Source organism: Burkholderia sp. Ed8, from assembly GCF_040761425.1.
GTDB classification, from domain to species: Bacteria; Pseudomonadota; Gammaproteobacteria; order Burkholderiales; family Burkholderiaceae; genus Burkholderia; species Burkholderia seminalis.
Genome location: NZ_CP142886.1, coordinates 911,201 through 927,229 on the forward strand (window position 1 = coordinate 911,201; position 16,029 = coordinate 927,229).

Sequence of the window (16,029 nt, forward strand, 5' to 3'; positions counted from 1 at the left end):
CCTACAGGCGTGCGGCGGGCGCCGCACGCCGCCATAACCAGGGGAATTCCACCATGCGTGCCAGCTTTCTTCGCCAAGCCTGTTCTGTTGCCGCCCTTGCCGCCGCGGCCGCGTTCACGTCGGTCGCCAGCCCGACGGCGCGCGCCGACGAGCTGAATGTCTACAACTGGTCCGACTACATCGCACCGGACACGATCCCGAACTTCCAGAAGCAGACGGGCATCCACGTCAAGTACGACAACTACGACAGCGACGACACGCTTCAGGCGAAGCTGCTGGCCGGCAGCTCGGGCTACGACATCGTCGTGCCGACGTCGAACTACATGGCCAAGCAGATCCAGGCCGGCGTGTACCAGAAGCTCGACAAGTCGAAGATTCCGAACCTCGCGAACCTCGACCCGCTGCTGATGAAGATGATTGCCGACGCCGATCCGGGTAACCAGTACGGCGTGCCCTGGGCCTACGGCACGGACGGCATTGGCTACAACGCTCAGGCGGTGAAGAAGGCGCTCGGCGACAAGGCGCCGGTCGACAGCTGGGCGCTGGTGTTCGACCCGGCCAACATGGAAAAGCTGAAGAGCTGCGGCGTGTCGTTCCTCGACCAGGCCGTCGACGTGTTCGCCGCCACGCTGCAATACATGGGCAAGAACCCGAACAGCACGAACCCCGGCGACTACCAGGCCGCATTCGAAGTCCTGAAGAAAGTCCGCCCGTACATCACCCAGTTCAACTCGTCCGGCTACATCAACGACCTCGCGAACAACGACGTGTGCGTCGTGCTCGGCTGGTCGGGCGACGTCGGCATCGCGCACCGCCGTTCGGCGGAAGCGAAGCGTTCGTACGACATCAAGTTCTCGAACCCGAAGGAAGGCGGCCTGCTGTGGTTCGACGTGATGGTGATCCCGAAGGATGCGCCGCACCCCGAGGCCGCACTGAAGTGGATCAACTACGTGTCCGATCCGAAGGTCAACGCGGCGATCACCAACACGGTGTTCTACCCGACCGCGAACAAGGCGGCGCACCAGTTCGTCACGCCGGCCGTCGCGCAGGACCCGACCGTCTACCCGCCGGAAGACGTGCTGAAGAAGATGGTGCTGATGAAGCCGATGCCGGCCGACATCCTGCGCCTCGAGAACCGTCTGTGGGCCCAGCTGAAGACGGGCCACTGATCGTCATGCATTACGGCGGCGCAGGCATCGCATCACGCCTGCCCGCCTGAGATTCGCGGACTTCCGTCCGCCCGCGCGCGCCGCGCGCACTGTTCCATCCGGCACGAGCCGTTGTCCGCGAGTCGCGTTGCGCGCCTCGTGCGGGGACGCTCACGCCTGCAATCCGTGAAGAACGAATGGTGACTCCCATGCAATCGATACCCTCTTCCGCTGCTGCACGACAGACCCAACCGGCCGCCGCGGCCCGTCCGCAAAACGACGCGTTCGTGCGCATCGAAAACGTCGTGAAGAAGTTCGGCGACAGCACGGCCGTCGACAACGTGAACCTGACGATCGCGAAGAACGAATTGTTCGCACTGCTCGGCAGCTCGGGCTGCGGCAAGTCGACGCTGCTGCGCATGCTCGCCGGGCTGGAAACGGCGACCGCCGGCAAGATCTTCGTCGACGGCGAGGACCTCGCGTCGCTGCCGCCGTACCGCCGCCCGGTCAACATGATGTTCCAGTCGTACGCGCTGTTTCCGCACATGACGGTCGAATCGAACGTCGCGTTCGGCCTGAAGCAGGAAGGCACGCCGAAAAACGAGATCAAGGAGCGCGTGGCCGATGCGCTCGCGCTCGTGCAGATGGGCAAGTACGCGCAGCGCAAGCCGCACCAGCTCTCCGGCGGCCAGCAGCAGCGCGTCGCGCTGGCCCGCTCGCTGGTCAAGCGCCCGAAGCTGCTGCTGCTCGACGAGCCGATGTCCGCGCTCGACAAGAAGATCCGCCAGAAGACCCAGCTCGAACTCGTGAACATCATCGAGAAGGTCGACGTGACCTGCGTGATGGTCACGCACGACCAGGAAGAGGCGATGACGATGGCCAGCCGCCTCGCGGTGATGAGCGAAGGCAAGATCGTGCAGATCGGCGCGCCGGGCGAGGTGTACGAGTTCCCGAACAGCCGCTTCTCGGCCGAATTCATCGGCTCGACCAACCTGTTCGAGGGCCGCGTCGTCGAGGACGAACCCGATCACATCTTCGTCGAGAGCGACGACCTCGAGGCGCGCATGTACGTGAGCCACGGCGTCACGGGCCCGCTCGGCATGCCGGTCGGCATCTCGGTGCGCCCGGAGCGCATCCACGTGTCGCGCGAGAAGCCGGGCTCGAAGCACAACTGGGCGCGCGGCGTCGTGACCGACATCGCGTACATGGGCAGCTACTCGCTGTACCACGTGCGCTTGCCGAGCGGCAAGACGGTCGTGTCGAACCTGTCGAGCTCGCACCTGATGAACGACAACGCGCCGGCGTGGAACGACGACGTGTTCGTGTCGTGGTCGCCGGCCAGCGGCGTCGTGCTGACGCAATGAGGGCGACGCGATGAGAACCTCTGCTTCCACGCCTTCCACGCCGGTGTCGGCCGGCGCCTCGAGCATGGCCGCCGGCCGCTCGCGCCCGGGCCGCTTCGCCGCGCTGTCGCGCTTCCTGCCGTCGGGCCGCAGCGTCGCGATCGGCGTGCCGTTCCTGTGGCTCGCGGTGTTCTTCGCGCTGCCGTTCGTGCTGGTGCTGAAGATCAGCTTCGCCGACCAGGTGATGGGCATTCCGCCGTACACGTCGCTCGTCGAGATCAAGGACGGCGTCGTGCACTTCGCGCTGCAGCTGTCGCACTACGCGTTCCTGCTGCAGGACGACCTGTATATCGCGACCTACCTCAGCTCGCTGAAGATGGCCGCCGTGTCGACGGTGCTGTGCCTGCTGATCGGGTACCCGATGGCGTACTACATCGCGCGCTCGGAGCCGAACCGCCGCAACGTGCTGATGATGGCCGTGATGCTGCCGTTCTGGACGTCGTTCCTGATCCGCGTGTACGCGTGGATCGGGATCCTGAAGGACGACGGCCTCCTGAACCACACGCTGATCGCGCTCGGCATCATCCACACGCCGCTGCGGCTGTACCACAGCGACGCGGGCGTCTACATCGGGATGGTCTATTCGTACCTGCCGTTCATGGTGATGCCGCTGTACGCGCACCTCGTGAAGATGGACCTGACGCTGCTCGAAGCCGCATACGACCTGGGCGCGAAGCCGTGGGTCGCGTTCACGCGGATCACGCTGCCGCTGTCGAAGAACGGGATCATCGCCGGCAGCCTGCTGGTGTTCATCCCGGCGGTGGGCGAGTACGTGATTCCGGAGCTGCTCGGCGGCGCCGACACGCTGATGATCGGCCGCGTGATGTGGGATGAATTCTTCAACAACATGGACTGGCCGATGGCGTCCGCGGTGACGGTCGCGATGGTGCTGCTGTTGCTGGTGCCGATGGCGCTGTTCCAGTACTACCAGGTCAAGGAACTGGAGGAAGCGAAATGATCAAGCCGAGCAAACCGCTGTCGACGGGCGTCCTCGCCTTCGGCTTCCTGTTCCTGTACATCCCGATCATCAGCCTGATCGTGTACTCGTTCAACGAGTCGAAGCTGGTGACGGTGTGGTCGGGCTTCTCGCTGAAGTGGTACGCGGCGCTGCTGGAGGACGACGAGCTGCTGACGGCCGCGTGGCTGTCGCTGAAGATCGGCCTCCTGACGGCGACCGCGTCGGTCGTGATCGGCACGTGGGCGGGCTTCGTGCTCGCGCGCTTCGGCCGCTTCAAGGGCTTCACGCTGTACACGGGGATGATCAACGCGCCGCTGGTGATTCCGGAAGTGATCCAGGGCATCTCGCTGCTGCTGCTGTTCGTGGCGCTGGAGCAGATGTTCGGCTGGCCGAAGGGCCGCGGGATGCTGACGATCTGGATCGGTCACGTGATGCTGTGCGTGTCGTACGTGGCGATCATCGTGCAGTCGCGCGTGAAGGAGATGAACAAGTCGCTGGAAGAAGCGGCGCTCGATCTCGGGGCAACGCCGCTGAAGGTGTTCTTCGTGGTGACGCTGCCGCTGATCTCGCAGGCGCTGCTGTCGGGCTGGCTGCTGTCGTTCACGCTGTCGATCGACGACCTGGTGCTGTCGGCGTTCCTGTCCGGGCCGGGCTCGACGACGCTGCCGCTGGTGGTGTTCTCGCGCGTGCGGCTGGGGCTGAACCCGGAGATGAATGCGCTGGCGACGCTGTTCATCACGGCCGTGACGATCGGCGTGATCGTCGTGAACCGGATGATGATCGCCCGCGAGCGGCGCCGCATGGCCGACCTGAAGGCGGCGTTCGCGGCGGCATGACGGCCCACCCGCTTCGAGGATAACAAGCACGGCAGACAAGCAAGACGCGCTGCCCCAGGGGGGGCGCGCGATTCGATCCCGATTTGACAGGCGCACGACAAGGAGAATCCGCAATGAAGAAGAAACTGATCTGCCTGCTGGTGGCCGGCGCGTTGCCGGGCATCGCGCTGGCCGGTTCCACATCCGCCGAGATCAAGGCGCTGCAGGCGCAGGTCGCGGCACTGCAGAAACAGATGAAGGCGATGCAGGCGCAGCTCGCCGCGAAGCCGGGCGGCACGGCGGTCGCGACTGCCGGCGCGGGTGCAGGCGCCGGCACGGGCGGCGGCGGCAAGGTCGTCGCGGTGGCCGCCGATCCGGGCTCGCCGGATTACGGCAAGGCACAGGCCACGCTGACCAACGACGAGGTCAGCGAAATGAAGCAGCAGATCGCGAACCAGCAGCTGAAGGTCGATTCGCTGACCGACGCGGCCAACACGGGCCCGCTGGCCGGCCTGTCGGTCACGGGCTACATCGACCCGACCTACATCTACAACCGCGCGGCCGGCACGTCGTCGTTCCTGTTCGCGAACCACGAGAACGCGTACAACTACTTCAACAGCACGTTCGGCGATCTCTACCTCGACATCAAGAAGACGTTCGGCGTCGGCCCGATGGCGCCGTCGGCCGAGATCACGCTGATGCCGAACCGCGGCAACGGCATCACGCTGCTGCAGAACTCGCGCGGCTCGATCACCGACAACCTGCTGAACACGGCGGTCGTCAACGTGCCGATCACCGCCACGACGACACTGGTCGCCGGCCTGATCCCGAGCTTCGGCGGCTACGAGGTGCAGCAGTCGAACCAGATGCTCACGCTCACGCACAACCTGCTGTACGATTTCTCCGATCCGGGCAGCTACGTCGGTGTCGGCGCGAACTACACGAAGGGCAACTGGGCGTGGAAGTTCTTCCTCGGCAACGAGCAGTACCGCACGTACGGTTCGGTCACGCAGACGGGCACCAATGCGCTCGGCGATCCGATCACCACCAGCAACAAGGTGCCGACCTTCACCGCGCGCGCGGACTACACGTGGTCGAGCGCGCTCGATATCGGCGGTTCGTTCAACATCGGGAGGCAGACGCTGTCGAGCGCGATCGATGACAACGGCGTCGTCCACTACGGCCCGGGCGGGGCGGCACCGAGCGCATACGGTTCGTTCTTCTTCGGCGAACTCGACGCGACCTACACGCTCGCCGATATTCAGTACAACGCGGAAGTCGACTACGGCCGGCAGCAGCACGCGGCGTTCAACGGCGGGCTCGCGCAGTGGTACGGCCTGTCGCTGCTCGCGCACCGCAAGTTCAACGCGCCGGTGGTCGGCCGCATGGGCGTGACGCTGCGCTACGACCTGCTCGCCAACTCGAAGAACGGCGGCGGCGGCGGCGGCATCGCGCTGAACGGCAACGGGATGGATCCGAGCAACGGCTTCGGCGTCGACGCGGACTGCCTCGCGCAGTCGAAGGCCGGCGGCGGCCTCGGCTTCGAGTGCAAGGGGGCGGTACGCCAGGACGTCGCGCTCGACCTGCTGTTCTATCCGACCCAGCAGATCACCGTGAAGGTCGAATACCGGCACGACTGGGCGAACAACAAGGTGTTCCTGCGCAACGACGGTTCGTACGGCAAGTCCAACGACCTGCTCGCCACGCAGTTCATCTATTCGTTCTGACGCAGCACACGCGGGACGCCGTGCCGCGCGCACGGCGTCCCGTGCCGTTTTCAGGGGTGGCTGCGCGCAGCTTGCCGCCTTTTCGAAGGAGACGTTTTGATGACGCAGTCTTTCACCCGCCGCGCGGATGCGCTCGCGCGCGACTCGTACTACGAAGCAACGGTCGCACGCCCGGTGGCGGACGATCCGGTGCTCGAGGACGCGATCGACGTCGACGTGTGCGTGATCGGCGCCGGCTTCGCGGGCCTGTCGACGGCGCTCGATTGCCGCGCGCGCGGGCTGTCCGTCGCCGTGATCGATGCGCACCGGCCCGGCTGGGGCGCGTCGGGCCGCAACGGCGGCCAGGCGATCACGGGCTTCGCGAAGGACGAGGTGATCGAGCGGCAGCTCGGCGCCGACGGCGCGCGTGCCGCGTGGTCGCTGTCGCTCGACGGCGTCGCGCTGATCGCCGAACGGATCGCGCGCTACGGGATCGACTGCGACTTCACGCGCGGCTACCTGACGGTCGCGACGAAACCGCGCCGTATCGACGACCTGCGCGCGTGGATGGAAGCCGCGACGTCGCGATGGGGCCATCCGTCGCTCGCATGGCTCGATACCGGCGAGATCCGCGCACGCATCGCATCGACACGCTACCTGGCCGGCGTGCACGATCCGCTGTCGGGCCACCTGCATCCGCTCAAGTACTGCCTCGGCCTCGCCGACGCGGCGCGCCGCGAAGGCATCGCGCTGCATGCGCACACGCCGGCGCTCGACATCGTGCGCGGTGCGCGGCCCGTCGTGCGCACGCCGTCGGGCGAGGTGCGCTGCCGCTTCGTCGTGGCGTGCTGCAACGCGGGGCCCGGCGGCATTCTCCCGGCCGCGACCGCCGCCCGCATCGCGCCGATCGCGTCGTACATCATCGCGACCGAGCCGCTCGGGCAGACGCGCGCCGACGCGCTGATCGCCCGCCGCGAAGCCGTGTGCGACAACAATTTCTTCCTCGACTACTTCCGGCTGTCGGCCGACCACCGGATGCTGTTCGGCGGCCGCGCGAACTCGGCCGGCGCATCGCCCGCGGCGCTCGCCGAAGCGATCCGGCAGCGCATGGTCGGCGTGTTCCCGCAGCTCGGCGACGTACGCGTCGACCACGCGTGGGGCGGCTTCGTCGACGTCACGCGCAACCGCGCGCCGGACTTCGGCGCACTCGATCCGAACTTCTTCTACGTCCAGGGCTTCAGCGGCCACGGCGTCGCGCTCACCGGCATCGCCGGACGCGCGATCGCCGGCGCGATCGCGGGCGACACGCACGCGTTCGACCTGTTCGCACGCTTGCGTCACCGGCGCTTTCCCGGCGGCGACGCATGGCGGCAACCCGCGCTCGAACTCGGGATGCTGTACCACCGCGTGCGCGAGCTGTTCTGAACTCCTTTTCTCCGTATTCCCGATCATGCAGACCTTCGCCAACCAGCCGCACGTCGCGTCTTACTACGCGGCAACCGCCAACGATACGACCCGCCACCCGCCGCTCGCCGGCACGATCGACGCCGACGTGTGCGTGATCGGCGCGGGCCTCACGGGCCTCTCCGCCGCGCTCAACCTCGCCGAGCGCGGCCATTCGGTGGCCGTGCTCGAAGCGTCGCGGGTCGGATGGGCGGCGAGCGGCCGCAACGGCGGCCAGCTGATCGGCGGCTTTGCGTGCGACATCGACACGTTCGGCCAGTTCATGCCGGAAAGCGACGTGAAGCGCATCTGGGACATGGGGCTCGAAACGCTGTCGCTCGTGAAGTCGCGTATCGCGCAGCACGACATCGACTGCGCGCTGGTGCCCGGCTACCTGACCGCCGCGAACACCGAGCGCGACGCCGATTCGCTCAAACGCTGGCGCGACGACGCCGCGAAACGCTTCGGCTACGACCGCTTCCACTTCGTCGAAGCCGACGAACTCGGCGACTACGTGCAGTCGGCCCGCTATTGCGGCGGGCTGTACGACCCCGACAGCGGCCACCTGCATCCGCTCAACTACACGCTCGGCCTCGCGCGGGCGGCGACCGGCGCGGGCGTGCGTATCCACGAGGACAGCTGCGTGACGCGCGTGCGCGACGTAGCGGGCGGCCACGTCGTCGAGACGCGCGGCGGCAACGTGCGCGCGCGCTTCGTCGTGCTCGCGTGCAACACCTACGTCGGCACGCTCGCGCCCGCGCTGGCGAGGAAGATCATGCCGGTCGGCACCTACGTGATCGCGACCGAGCCGCTCGGCGAAGCGCGCGCCGCCGCGCTGATGCCCGCCCGCGCGGCGATCTGCGACAGCCGCTTCGTGCTCGACTATTTCCGGCCGGCGCCCGACACGCGGCTCGTGTGGGGCGGCAAGGTCAGCTATTCGACGCGGGAACCGCGCGACCTCGCCGCGGCGATGCGTGCGGACATGCTGAAGACGTTCCCGCAGCTCGCGGACGTGAAGGTCGACTACGCGTGGGGCGGCTTCGTCGACATCACGATGAACCGCGCGCCGCACTTCGGCCGCATCGCGCCGACGATGTACTTCGCGCAGGGGTTTTCGGGGCACGGCGTAAACACGACCGCGCTCGCGGGCAAGCTGATCGCCGAAGCGATCGACGGACAGGCGAGCCGCTTCGACCTGTTCGACAAGATCCGGCATCGCGACTTCCCCGGCGGCGAAGCGCTGCGCACGCCGGCGCTGGTGCTCGCGATGAGCTGGTACCGGCTGCTCGACGCGTTCGGCGTGCATTGAGCGGCATGCGCGCCCGCGACGAACGGCTGCGCGCGAACGCCGCCGGTGCCCACGCGCCGGTATGAATGCGCGCCGGGCCCGCTACTCGGCCACCTTCTGCCGCATCGTCACGAATTCCTCCGCCGCGGTCGGGTGAATGCCGATCGTGTCGTCGAACTGCGCCTTCGTCGCGCCCGCGCGAATCGCGATCGCGATGCCCTGGATGATCTCGCCCGCGTCGCGGCCGACCATGTGCGCGCCGACCACGCGCTGGCTGTCGCGCGCGACGACGAGCTTCATCATCGTGCGCTCGTCGCGCCCCGACAGCGTATGGCGCAGCGCCTTGAACGACGTGCGGTAGACGTCGACCTCGCCGTGCGCGTGACGCGCATCGGCCTCGGTCAGACCGACCGTCGCGACCTCGGGCTGACTGAAGACGGCCGACGGCACGCAGGCATGATCGGCCGCGACGCGCGACCCGCCGAACAGCGTGCGCGCGAGCAGCCCGCCGTCGCGCGTCGCGACCGGCGTGAGCTGCGGCCGCGACGTGACGTCGCCGATCGCGTGGATCGACGGCACCGATGTCGCCGAATACGCATCGACGGCGATCGCGCCGCGCGCGTCGAGCATCACGCCCGCCTGCTCGAGCCCGAGCCCGTCGACGTTCGGCACGCGGCCGGTCGCATAGAGCACCTGGTCGTACGGCCCGTGCCATGCATCGCCGACGCGCACGCTCAACGTGCCGTCGTCCGCGCGTTCGATCGACTCGACCACCGCACGCGCGTGGATCGCGACGCCCTGCTTCGTCATCTCGTCGGTCAGGAACTGGCGCACGTCGTCGTCGAAGCCGCGCAGGATCTTTTCGCCGCGATAGAACAGGTCGACCTGGCTGCCGAAGCCGTTGAAGATGCCCGCGAACTCGACCGCGATATAGCCGCCGCCGACCACCGCGATGCGCGCGGGCAGCGCCGGGAGCGACAGCGCCTCGCGCGACGTGATCGCGTGCTCGATGCCGGGACGCGGCGGCAACGACGGACGCGAGCCGGTCGCGATCGCGATGTGGCGCGCGCGGAGCGTGCGGCCGCCGATCGCGACGGTATGCGCATCGACGAGCGTCGCGCGCCCCGCGTGCATGTCGACCCCCGACTGCGTCAGCAGATTGATGTAGATGCCGCTGAGCCGGTTGATCTCGCGATCCTTCGCGGCGATCAGCGCGGGCCAGTCGAGCGTGCCGGCGCCGAAGGTCCAGCCGAAGCCCTTCGCGTCCTCGACTTCATGCGGATAGTGCGATGCGTAGACGAGCAGTTTCTTCGGGATGCAGCCGCGCAGCACGCAGGTGCCGCCGATCTGCTCTTCTTCCGCTATGCCGACGCGTGCGCCGTATGACGCGGACATCCGCGCGAGCCTCACGCCGCCGGAGCCGGCGCCGATGACGAACAGGTCGTAGTCGAAATTCATCGCATTGCCTCATCGCAGTTCGGATGAACGGACGATAGCAAGATTCGGGGATGCGTGCGGCGCGCGGCGCCGGGCGCGCGCCCAATAAAAAACGGCGAGAGACGTGGCCTCTCGCCGATCAAACCGGCTGCCGGGTGTGCCATGCGTCACCGATCGACCGCATGCCCGACCCGCCGGCCGCGCGGCACCGGTCCGCCCGGGCGCGCGAAGGGCGCGCCCGCGGCCGGACCGGCCGCCATGCTCATGCCTGCGACGTGTCGCCGCCGTCCGTCGCCTGCGTGTCGTCTGCCTGCTGCGGCTGCTCTTCCTTCTTCTCGAGCATGCCTTCGATCGCTTCGGCGCCCTTGAAGCCGGCCACGGCCGCGGCCGCCTTGGTCAGCAGGCCCGCATCCGGATCGAGCTTTTCCGCGCCTTCCACGGCTGCGATTGCGCCGGCGATTTCACCCACGGTGTTCAGGATACCCATCGTCATCCCCTTCAAGAAAATCGTGAGCGCATCGTCCCACGAAAAAAACCGGCAGACCGCGATTGTCATCGCCGGATACACAAGTTACGCACCTGGCCGGCCGCGCTCGACGCGCGCCACCGGAACGACGCACGCGCGGGCCTGACGGCACGCAACGGGCGATGCACGCAGCGTAGCGGAAAGCCTGCGCGCGTACTGTAAAAGTATGTTCTGGAATGCCGACGGATCGCTTACGGCGCGGGACTTCGGCAATGGAGCGATTACCGAATAGTCGTGCGCGCGTATGAAGGTCGCGGATCGAAAAAAGAGGCGCCTCGCGGCGCCTCTTCGATGCGCGCCGGGCGAATGCCGGCGCATGCGTTCCGACGTTCGTCAGAAGATATTGCGCAGGCCGATCGCGATGCCCGTCTGGTTGCTGCGCCCCGGCAGCTCGACGTTCGCCGCGCCGTTCGTCTTGTTGAAGTCGACGGTGCCGTAGACTTCGGTGCGCTTGCTCAGCGCGTACTCGGCGATGCCGACGATCGCATAGCGGTTGCCGCTCGCGAGCGTGCCGTTCGTGGTCATCGCGTTGCGCATGTGGTCGTAGTAGAACGCGCCCGTCAGCGTCAGCGGTGCGCTGACCTGCCAGCTCACGCCCGCGAACGGACCGTCGTCGATCCGGCCCGTGCCCTTCGCGACCGGAATCGTCTGCTGCGCGAGCAGGCTGTCGACGAAGCCGGTGTCGTCCTTCGAACGCAGGTAGCCCGCGTAGATCTTCGCCTTGCTGAACGCATACACGACGTTCGCGTGGTAGATCGTCTGCTTGCGTGCCGAGTTGTCGCTGTTCTGCTGCGCGCCGGCCGCGATGCTGAGCGGCCCCATCACGTACGACAGCGACACGCCCCACGCATTGCCCTTGCCGAGCGAGCCCGGAATCTGGCCCGAGAAGCCGCCGGCGCCGGTCGATTCGTAGTTGGTGCCCGTCGAGTACATCGCCTTCGCGGTCAGGCCGTCGAACTTGCCGGTGTACTTGATCTGGTTGTCCGCATACAGGCCGCCGCCGAGTGCCACCGGCAGCCATGCGTTTTCGAGGTAGTTGCCGACCGTGAGTGGATCGTAGGTGTCCGACAGCAGGTCGAACAGCGGCGTCTTCTGGCGGCCGAGGGTCACCGTGCCGTACGGGCTCTGCAGGCCGACGTACGCTGCGCGGTTGAACAGGCGGCCGCTGTCGGCGAATGCGCCGTTCTGCAGGTTCACGCCGCTTTCGAGGTTGAACACGGCCTTCAGGCCGCCGCCGAGGTCTTCCGTGCCGTAGATGCCGAAGCGGCTGTTCGTGATCGCGCCGTTGGTCATCGACAGCAGGCCGTCGTTCTTGGCGTTGGCGTTGGTCAGGTAACGGATGCTGGCGTCGGCGACGCCCCAGAGCGTGACCGAGCTTTGCGCGGCCGCGTACTGGCTGGCAAATGCGAGCGCGGCGCCCCCTGCGATGGCTGCGAGTCGGGTGGTCTGCTTCATGAGCTTTCCTGTTTGTAGGTGTCTCCATTCATGGCCGGCCGCGTGCGCAGCCGGGTGGCGATCGCTCGCGTTTTTGGCGCGCGCGATGTGGCCTGAATCATATGACGAGTGCAATCGCTGAAAGAAATTGAAATGCGCGGTAATCGCGGAACTGTCGCCCGCGCACAACGTTACGGGCGTGATGCTTGTCCGGCGGGCGGCGAGCGCCGCGCGGCGGCAACCGGCCGCGAGTTTACGGTGCGTCGGGTTTGTCAGGATCGCGCGACAGGCGCCCTGGAACGGATCGGCGCACGCAAGCGTGCGCCGTGTACGGGGTCACGCCGCCGCCGGCCCGCCGTCGGCCGCATGCCGGCGCCACGCGCGCCGCACGATTTCCGCGAACGCGCCGACGAGCAGCAGCACCGCGCCCCACAGCGCGAGGTCCGGCATGAGCCGCGTCACGAGGCCGCCGGCCACCGCGCCGGCCAGGAAGCAGAAGCTGATCGTCGCGAGCAGCGCCGAGTCGTGCAGCGCGCCCGCGTCGTAGCGCGGGATCAGCCCGACGAACAGCTTCTGCGCGGCGCGCCGCAGGTTGCCGGTCGTCATCACCGACGTGTACGACAGTTCCTCCAGATGGGTGAACGACAGCGTCTGCAGCGTCGCGACGAACGAGATGCCCGGAATCAGCCACGCGCTCGACACGCCGACGAGCCCGCTCGCGGCAATGCCGAGAAACGCGATCTCGACGATCAGGCTCGTGAACGCCGTGTGCCGCATCCAGCCGCGCTGCGCGGCAAGGCCGAGCAGGTGCGCGACGAACACCGCGATCACGAAGCCGACGAGCGGCGGCACGTGATGCAGCGCGGCGGCCCATTCGCCGGCCGACAGGTTGATGCCGAGCAGCGCGACGTTGCCGGTCATCGTGTTCGCGAACACGTGGCCGTGGCCGACGTACGTGTACGCGTCGAGGTAGCCGCCGGACAGCGTGAGCAATGCGGCGACGGTGAGATTGCGGCTGGCGCCGTCGAGATCCATCGATCCTCCCGTGGTGCACGCCGCCCGGCCATGCGCGGCGGGCGGTGCGAAATTCAGTCCTGCCGGCCGGCGCGAACGCCGCCGGCGCCGCGCGGCCGGGCCTCGCCCGCGTACCGCGCGCCAATATGATGCTGGCCGTCGGGGGGCCGATTCCCGGCGCGCATCGCCGCGCGCCGGAGCCTCGCGACCGGGCGGGTTGCGTCGCCGGAAGACCGGCCGAGTATACCGGGCCGACCGGCTCCGATCGCGCCACGACTGCACCCCGAGCGCCGCCCCGCGCCGCTTCACCGAGCCTTCGAATGACACTCGCGAAGTTCTTCCTGCGCCATACCGTGATCCCGTTCGCCGCGATCGTGCAGGTGGCCGTCCGGGCGTTCAACCGCGAATCGGGCGAGATCGATGCGCGCCAGTACGCGGCGCGGGTGGCCGCCTATCCGTCGTTCACACCGAAGCTGAAGCACGAGGTGGCCGACGCGTTGCGCGGCGGCAAGGTCGGCAAGGCCGATTACGGCGCGATCATGCGCGACGCGCTCGACGCGGGTTTCGTGGTCGACTGGCCGGCGGTGACGGACGACGTCGGCAGCGCGCGCGGCCGGCTGCTCGGCCTCGTGAACGGCGACCTGCCGGCGTCGCGCTAGCCGGCCGGCCGCGGGCCGCTCACTGCCCGATGCCGGTGAGGCCGATCAGCGCGCCGCCGGCGAGCAGCCACAGCGGATGGATGCGCGTGCGCCACGCCAGCACCGCGCACGCGGCCGTGATGCCCCACTGGATCGCCGTGCGGTTCGACGCCTCGGAGATCAGCAGCGCGCTCGCCGCGACGAGCCCGGCCGTGACGGGCATCATCCCCTGCTGCACGTAGCGGCGCCACGGCCGGTCGCGAAAGCGCTCCCACGCATGCAGCGCGAGCACGGTGACGATCGACGACGGCCCGAACTTCGCGAGCGACGCGACCAGCAGCCCCGCCCAGCCGGCCACGTGCCAGCCGACCAGCGACACGATCATCATGTTCGGCCCGGGCGCCGCCTGGGCCAGCGCGAACAGCGCGGTGAACTCGTGCGCGCTCATCCAGTGATGCACGTCGACGACCTGCCGCTGCATCTCCGGCAGGATCGTGTTGCCGCCGCCGAATGCGAGCAGCGACAACTGGCTGAAGATCGTCGCGATGGCGATCAGCGTGTCGTTCATGGCCGGCGCTCCGGTTGCGAGTCGGGCGTGCCCTGCGAATCGTGCGCGCCCCGCGCGGCGGCCGGCGCCGGCTGTGGCGTGCCCGCGTCGCGGCGGCGCGACGCGAGCCACACGCTGACGGGCGTCAGCACGAGCATGGTGGTCAGCAGCGGCAGGCGCACCACCGCGATCGCGACGAACGCCAGCGCCGCGATCGCGGCCGCCGTGCGCGGCGCCCGCAGCAGCGGCTTCGCGACCTTCACGGCCATCGCGACGAGCAGCCCGGCGGCCGCGGCCGCGAGCCCCGCGAACAGGTGCTGCACGTGCGGATCGTTCTGCGTCTTCGCGTACAGCACGCCGAGCGCGACGACGACGAGCGTCGGGCCCGCGATCAGCCCAAGAATGCCGGCGAACGCGCCGGCGACGCCGCGAAAGCGCATGCCGACCGCGACCGACAGGTTGATCACGTTGCCGCCCGGCAGGAACTGGCACAGGCCGAGCAGATCGGTGAATTCGTCGGCGGAGAGCCACTTGCGCTCGTCGACGATGGTGCGCCGCGCGAACGGCAACGCGCCGCCGAACGACATCAGGCCGAGCGACAGGAAACCGGTGAACAGCTCGGCGAGGCCGACGCGGCGGGGCGTCGCGGCGGACGGCGGGAAAACGGATTGCATGGTGCTCCTCACTAAACGGTGAACCGAGGTTACCGCCGTTCCGGAGGATGGCAAAACGATTTTATCGGTGCGCCCTTGTGATCTAGAATCACAAGCATGGCACGCGATCTCCCGCCCTTTTCCGCGCTTCGGGCCTTTGAAGCCGCGGCACGACATGAAAGCTTCAGCGCCGCCGGCGACGAGCTGCATGTGACCCATGGTGCCATCAGCCGGCAGATCGCCGGATTCGAGGCGTGGCTCGGCAAGCCGGTGTTCCACCGCTACGGCAAGCGCGTGAAGCTCACCGACGAAGGCCGCCGCTACCTGGACACCGTGCGGGCGGCGTTCGACAGCATCGCGCACGCGACCGAGCAGTTGCGCCATACCGGCGCGGCGCGCGTGCTGCGCATCAACGCGCTGCCGACCTTCGCGATGAAATGGCTGCTGCCGCGCCTGTCGCGGTTCCAGCGCGACGTGCCGAACGTCGAGCTGAAGCTGTCGACGTCGAATGCGCCGCTCGACACGCTGAACGGCTTCGACGTCGCGATCCGACGCGGCCCCGGCCACTGGCCGACCTGCACGAGCGGCCACTTCCTCGACGAAAGCGTGATCCCGGTCTGCAGCCCGGCGCTGCTCAGGCGCGCGCCGATTACCCGCGCGGACGATCTCGCGCGGCACGTGCTGCTGCATTCGGATACGCGGCCGGAAGGCTGGCGCGACTGGTTCGCGGCGGCCGGCGTGACGATGAAGGGGCGCAAGCGGCAGTCGTTCGACCACTTCTACCTGGCGCTGCAGGCCGCCGTCGACGGGCTCGGCGTCGCGCTCGGCCCGCTGCCGCTGATCGACGACGAGCTCGCGAGCGGACGGCTCGTGATGCCGCTGGCCGGGCCGCGCATCGCGACGCGCAGCTACTGGTGGATCACGCCGCACGCGCCGGCCGACGATCCGCTCGTCGCGCAGTTCTGCGCGTGGCTGCAGGCGCAGTCGAATACCGGCGCGTGAAGGCGCGCCGGCGGGCG

General features: G+C 68.3%; 15 protein-coding genes. 9 read left to right on the forward strand and 6 right to left on the reverse strand.

The genetic code is table 11. The annotated features are described in order from the left end of the window. Positions 1 to 53 precede the first annotated feature (53 nt). From VXM69_RS18130 to VXM69_RS18160, 7 genes are all read left to right on the forward strand, one after another. On the forward strand, positions 54 to 1,169 hold the full coding sequence (locus VXM69_RS18130) for a polyamine ABC transporter substrate-binding protein (protein ID WP_034190333.1): 1,116 nt from the start codon (positions 54 to 56) through the stop codon (positions 1,167 to 1,169). Between the two features lie 188 nt (positions 1,170 to 1,357). Further along, a complete protein-coding gene (locus VXM69_RS18135; RefSeq protein ID WP_367189977.1) occupies positions 1,358 to 2,512 on the forward strand; it encodes an ABC transporter ATP-binding protein in 1,155 nt (384 codons plus the stop codon). Between the two features lie 10 nt (positions 2,513 to 2,522). Then, positions 2,523 to 3,509 (forward strand): ABC transporter permease subunit, encoded by a 987-nt coding sequence (locus tag VXM69_RS18140; RefSeq protein WP_034190331.1) that lies wholly within the window; start codon positions 2,523 to 2,525, stop codon positions 3,507 to 3,509. Beyond that, positions 3,506 to 4,345: an ABC transporter permease subunit gene (locus tag VXM69_RS18145; protein WP_034190330.1), complete on the forward strand. Its 840-nt coding sequence runs from the start codon at positions 3,506 to 3,508 to the stop codon at positions 4,343 to 4,345. Before VXM69_RS18140 ends, VXM69_RS18145 begins: the two co-directional genes overlap by 4 nt. A gap of 113 nt (positions 4,346 to 4,458) precedes the next feature. Next, positions 4,459 to 6,051, forward strand: a complete 1,593-nt coding sequence (locus VXM69_RS18150) for a DUF3138 family protein (protein WP_034190329.1) — start codon at positions 4,459 to 4,461, stop codon at positions 6,049 to 6,051. Between the two features lie 99 nt (positions 6,052 to 6,150). After that, entirely contained in the window at positions 6,151 to 7,455 is a 1,305-nt protein-coding gene (locus VXM69_RS18155; protein WP_049033422.1) for an FAD-binding oxidoreductase, read from the forward strand. A 25-nt stretch (positions 7,456 to 7,480) separates the two neighbouring features. Continuing rightward, complete coding sequence (locus VXM69_RS18160) at positions 7,481 to 8,782, forward strand: FAD-binding oxidoreductase (protein ID WP_034190327.1); 1,302 nt, start codon at positions 7,481 to 7,483, stop codon at positions 8,780 to 8,782. Positions 8,783 to 8,863: 81 nt separating this feature from the next. Here the strand turns inward: VXM69_RS18160 and gor are convergent, their stop codons facing one another. From gor to VXM69_RS18180, 4 genes are all read right to left on the reverse strand, one after another. Continuing rightward, positions 8,864 to 10,219 carry a glutathione-disulfide reductase gene (gene gor / locus VXM69_RS18165; protein WP_367189978.1) on the reverse strand — a complete coding sequence of 452 codons (1,356 nt, stop codon included), beginning with the start codon at positions 10,217 to 10,219 and terminating at the stop codon, positions 8,864 to 8,866. Positions 10,220 to 10,460: 241 nt separating this feature from the next. After that, positions 10,461 to 10,685: a hypothetical protein gene (locus VXM69_RS18170; protein ID WP_124610200.1), complete on the reverse strand. Its 225-nt coding sequence runs from the start codon at positions 10,683 to 10,685 to the stop codon at positions 10,461 to 10,463. Positions 10,686 to 11,057: 372 nt separating this feature from the next. Then, a complete protein-coding gene (locus VXM69_RS18175) occupies positions 11,058 to 12,179 on the reverse strand; it encodes a porin (protein WP_034190325.1) in 1,122 nt (373 codons plus the stop codon). Between the two features lie 315 nt (positions 12,180 to 12,494). Then, positions 12,495 to 13,193: a YoaK family protein gene (locus tag VXM69_RS18180; protein ID WP_367189979.1), complete on the reverse strand. Its 699-nt coding sequence runs from the start codon at positions 13,191 to 13,193 to the stop codon at positions 12,495 to 12,497. 299 nt (positions 13,194 to 13,492) lie between these two features. Between VXM69_RS18180 and VXM69_RS18185 the strand changes: the two genes are divergently transcribed. Next, positions 13,493 to 13,831 carry a hypothetical protein gene (locus VXM69_RS18185; protein ID WP_367189980.1) on the forward strand — a complete coding sequence of 113 codons (339 nt, stop codon included), beginning with the start codon at positions 13,493 to 13,495 and terminating at the stop codon, positions 13,829 to 13,831. Positions 13,832 to 13,850: 19 nt separating this feature from the next. Here the strand turns inward: VXM69_RS18185 and VXM69_RS18190 are convergent, their stop codons facing one another. Together VXM69_RS18190 and VXM69_RS18195 are read right to left on the reverse strand one after the other, a co-directional pair. Further along, positions 13,851 to 14,378 carry a chromate transporter gene (locus VXM69_RS18190; RefSeq protein WP_034190322.1) on the reverse strand — a complete coding sequence of 176 codons (528 nt, stop codon included), beginning with the start codon at positions 14,376 to 14,378 and terminating at the stop codon, positions 13,851 to 13,853. After that, positions 14,375 to 15,031 (reverse strand): chromate transporter, encoded by a 657-nt coding sequence (locus VXM69_RS18195; protein WP_301742864.1) that lies wholly within the window; start codon positions 15,029 to 15,031, stop codon positions 14,375 to 14,377. The genes VXM69_RS18190 and VXM69_RS18195 overlap by 4 nt, the downstream gene beginning before the upstream one ends. A 96-nt stretch (positions 15,032 to 15,127) precedes the next feature. On the opposite strand from VXM69_RS18195, the gene VXM69_RS18200 reads away from it, so the two are divergent. Next, entirely contained in the window at positions 15,128 to 16,012 is an 885-nt protein-coding gene (locus VXM69_RS18200) for a transcriptional regulator GcvA (protein WP_059561555.1), read from the forward strand. Positions 16,013 to 16,029 lie beyond the last annotated feature (17 nt).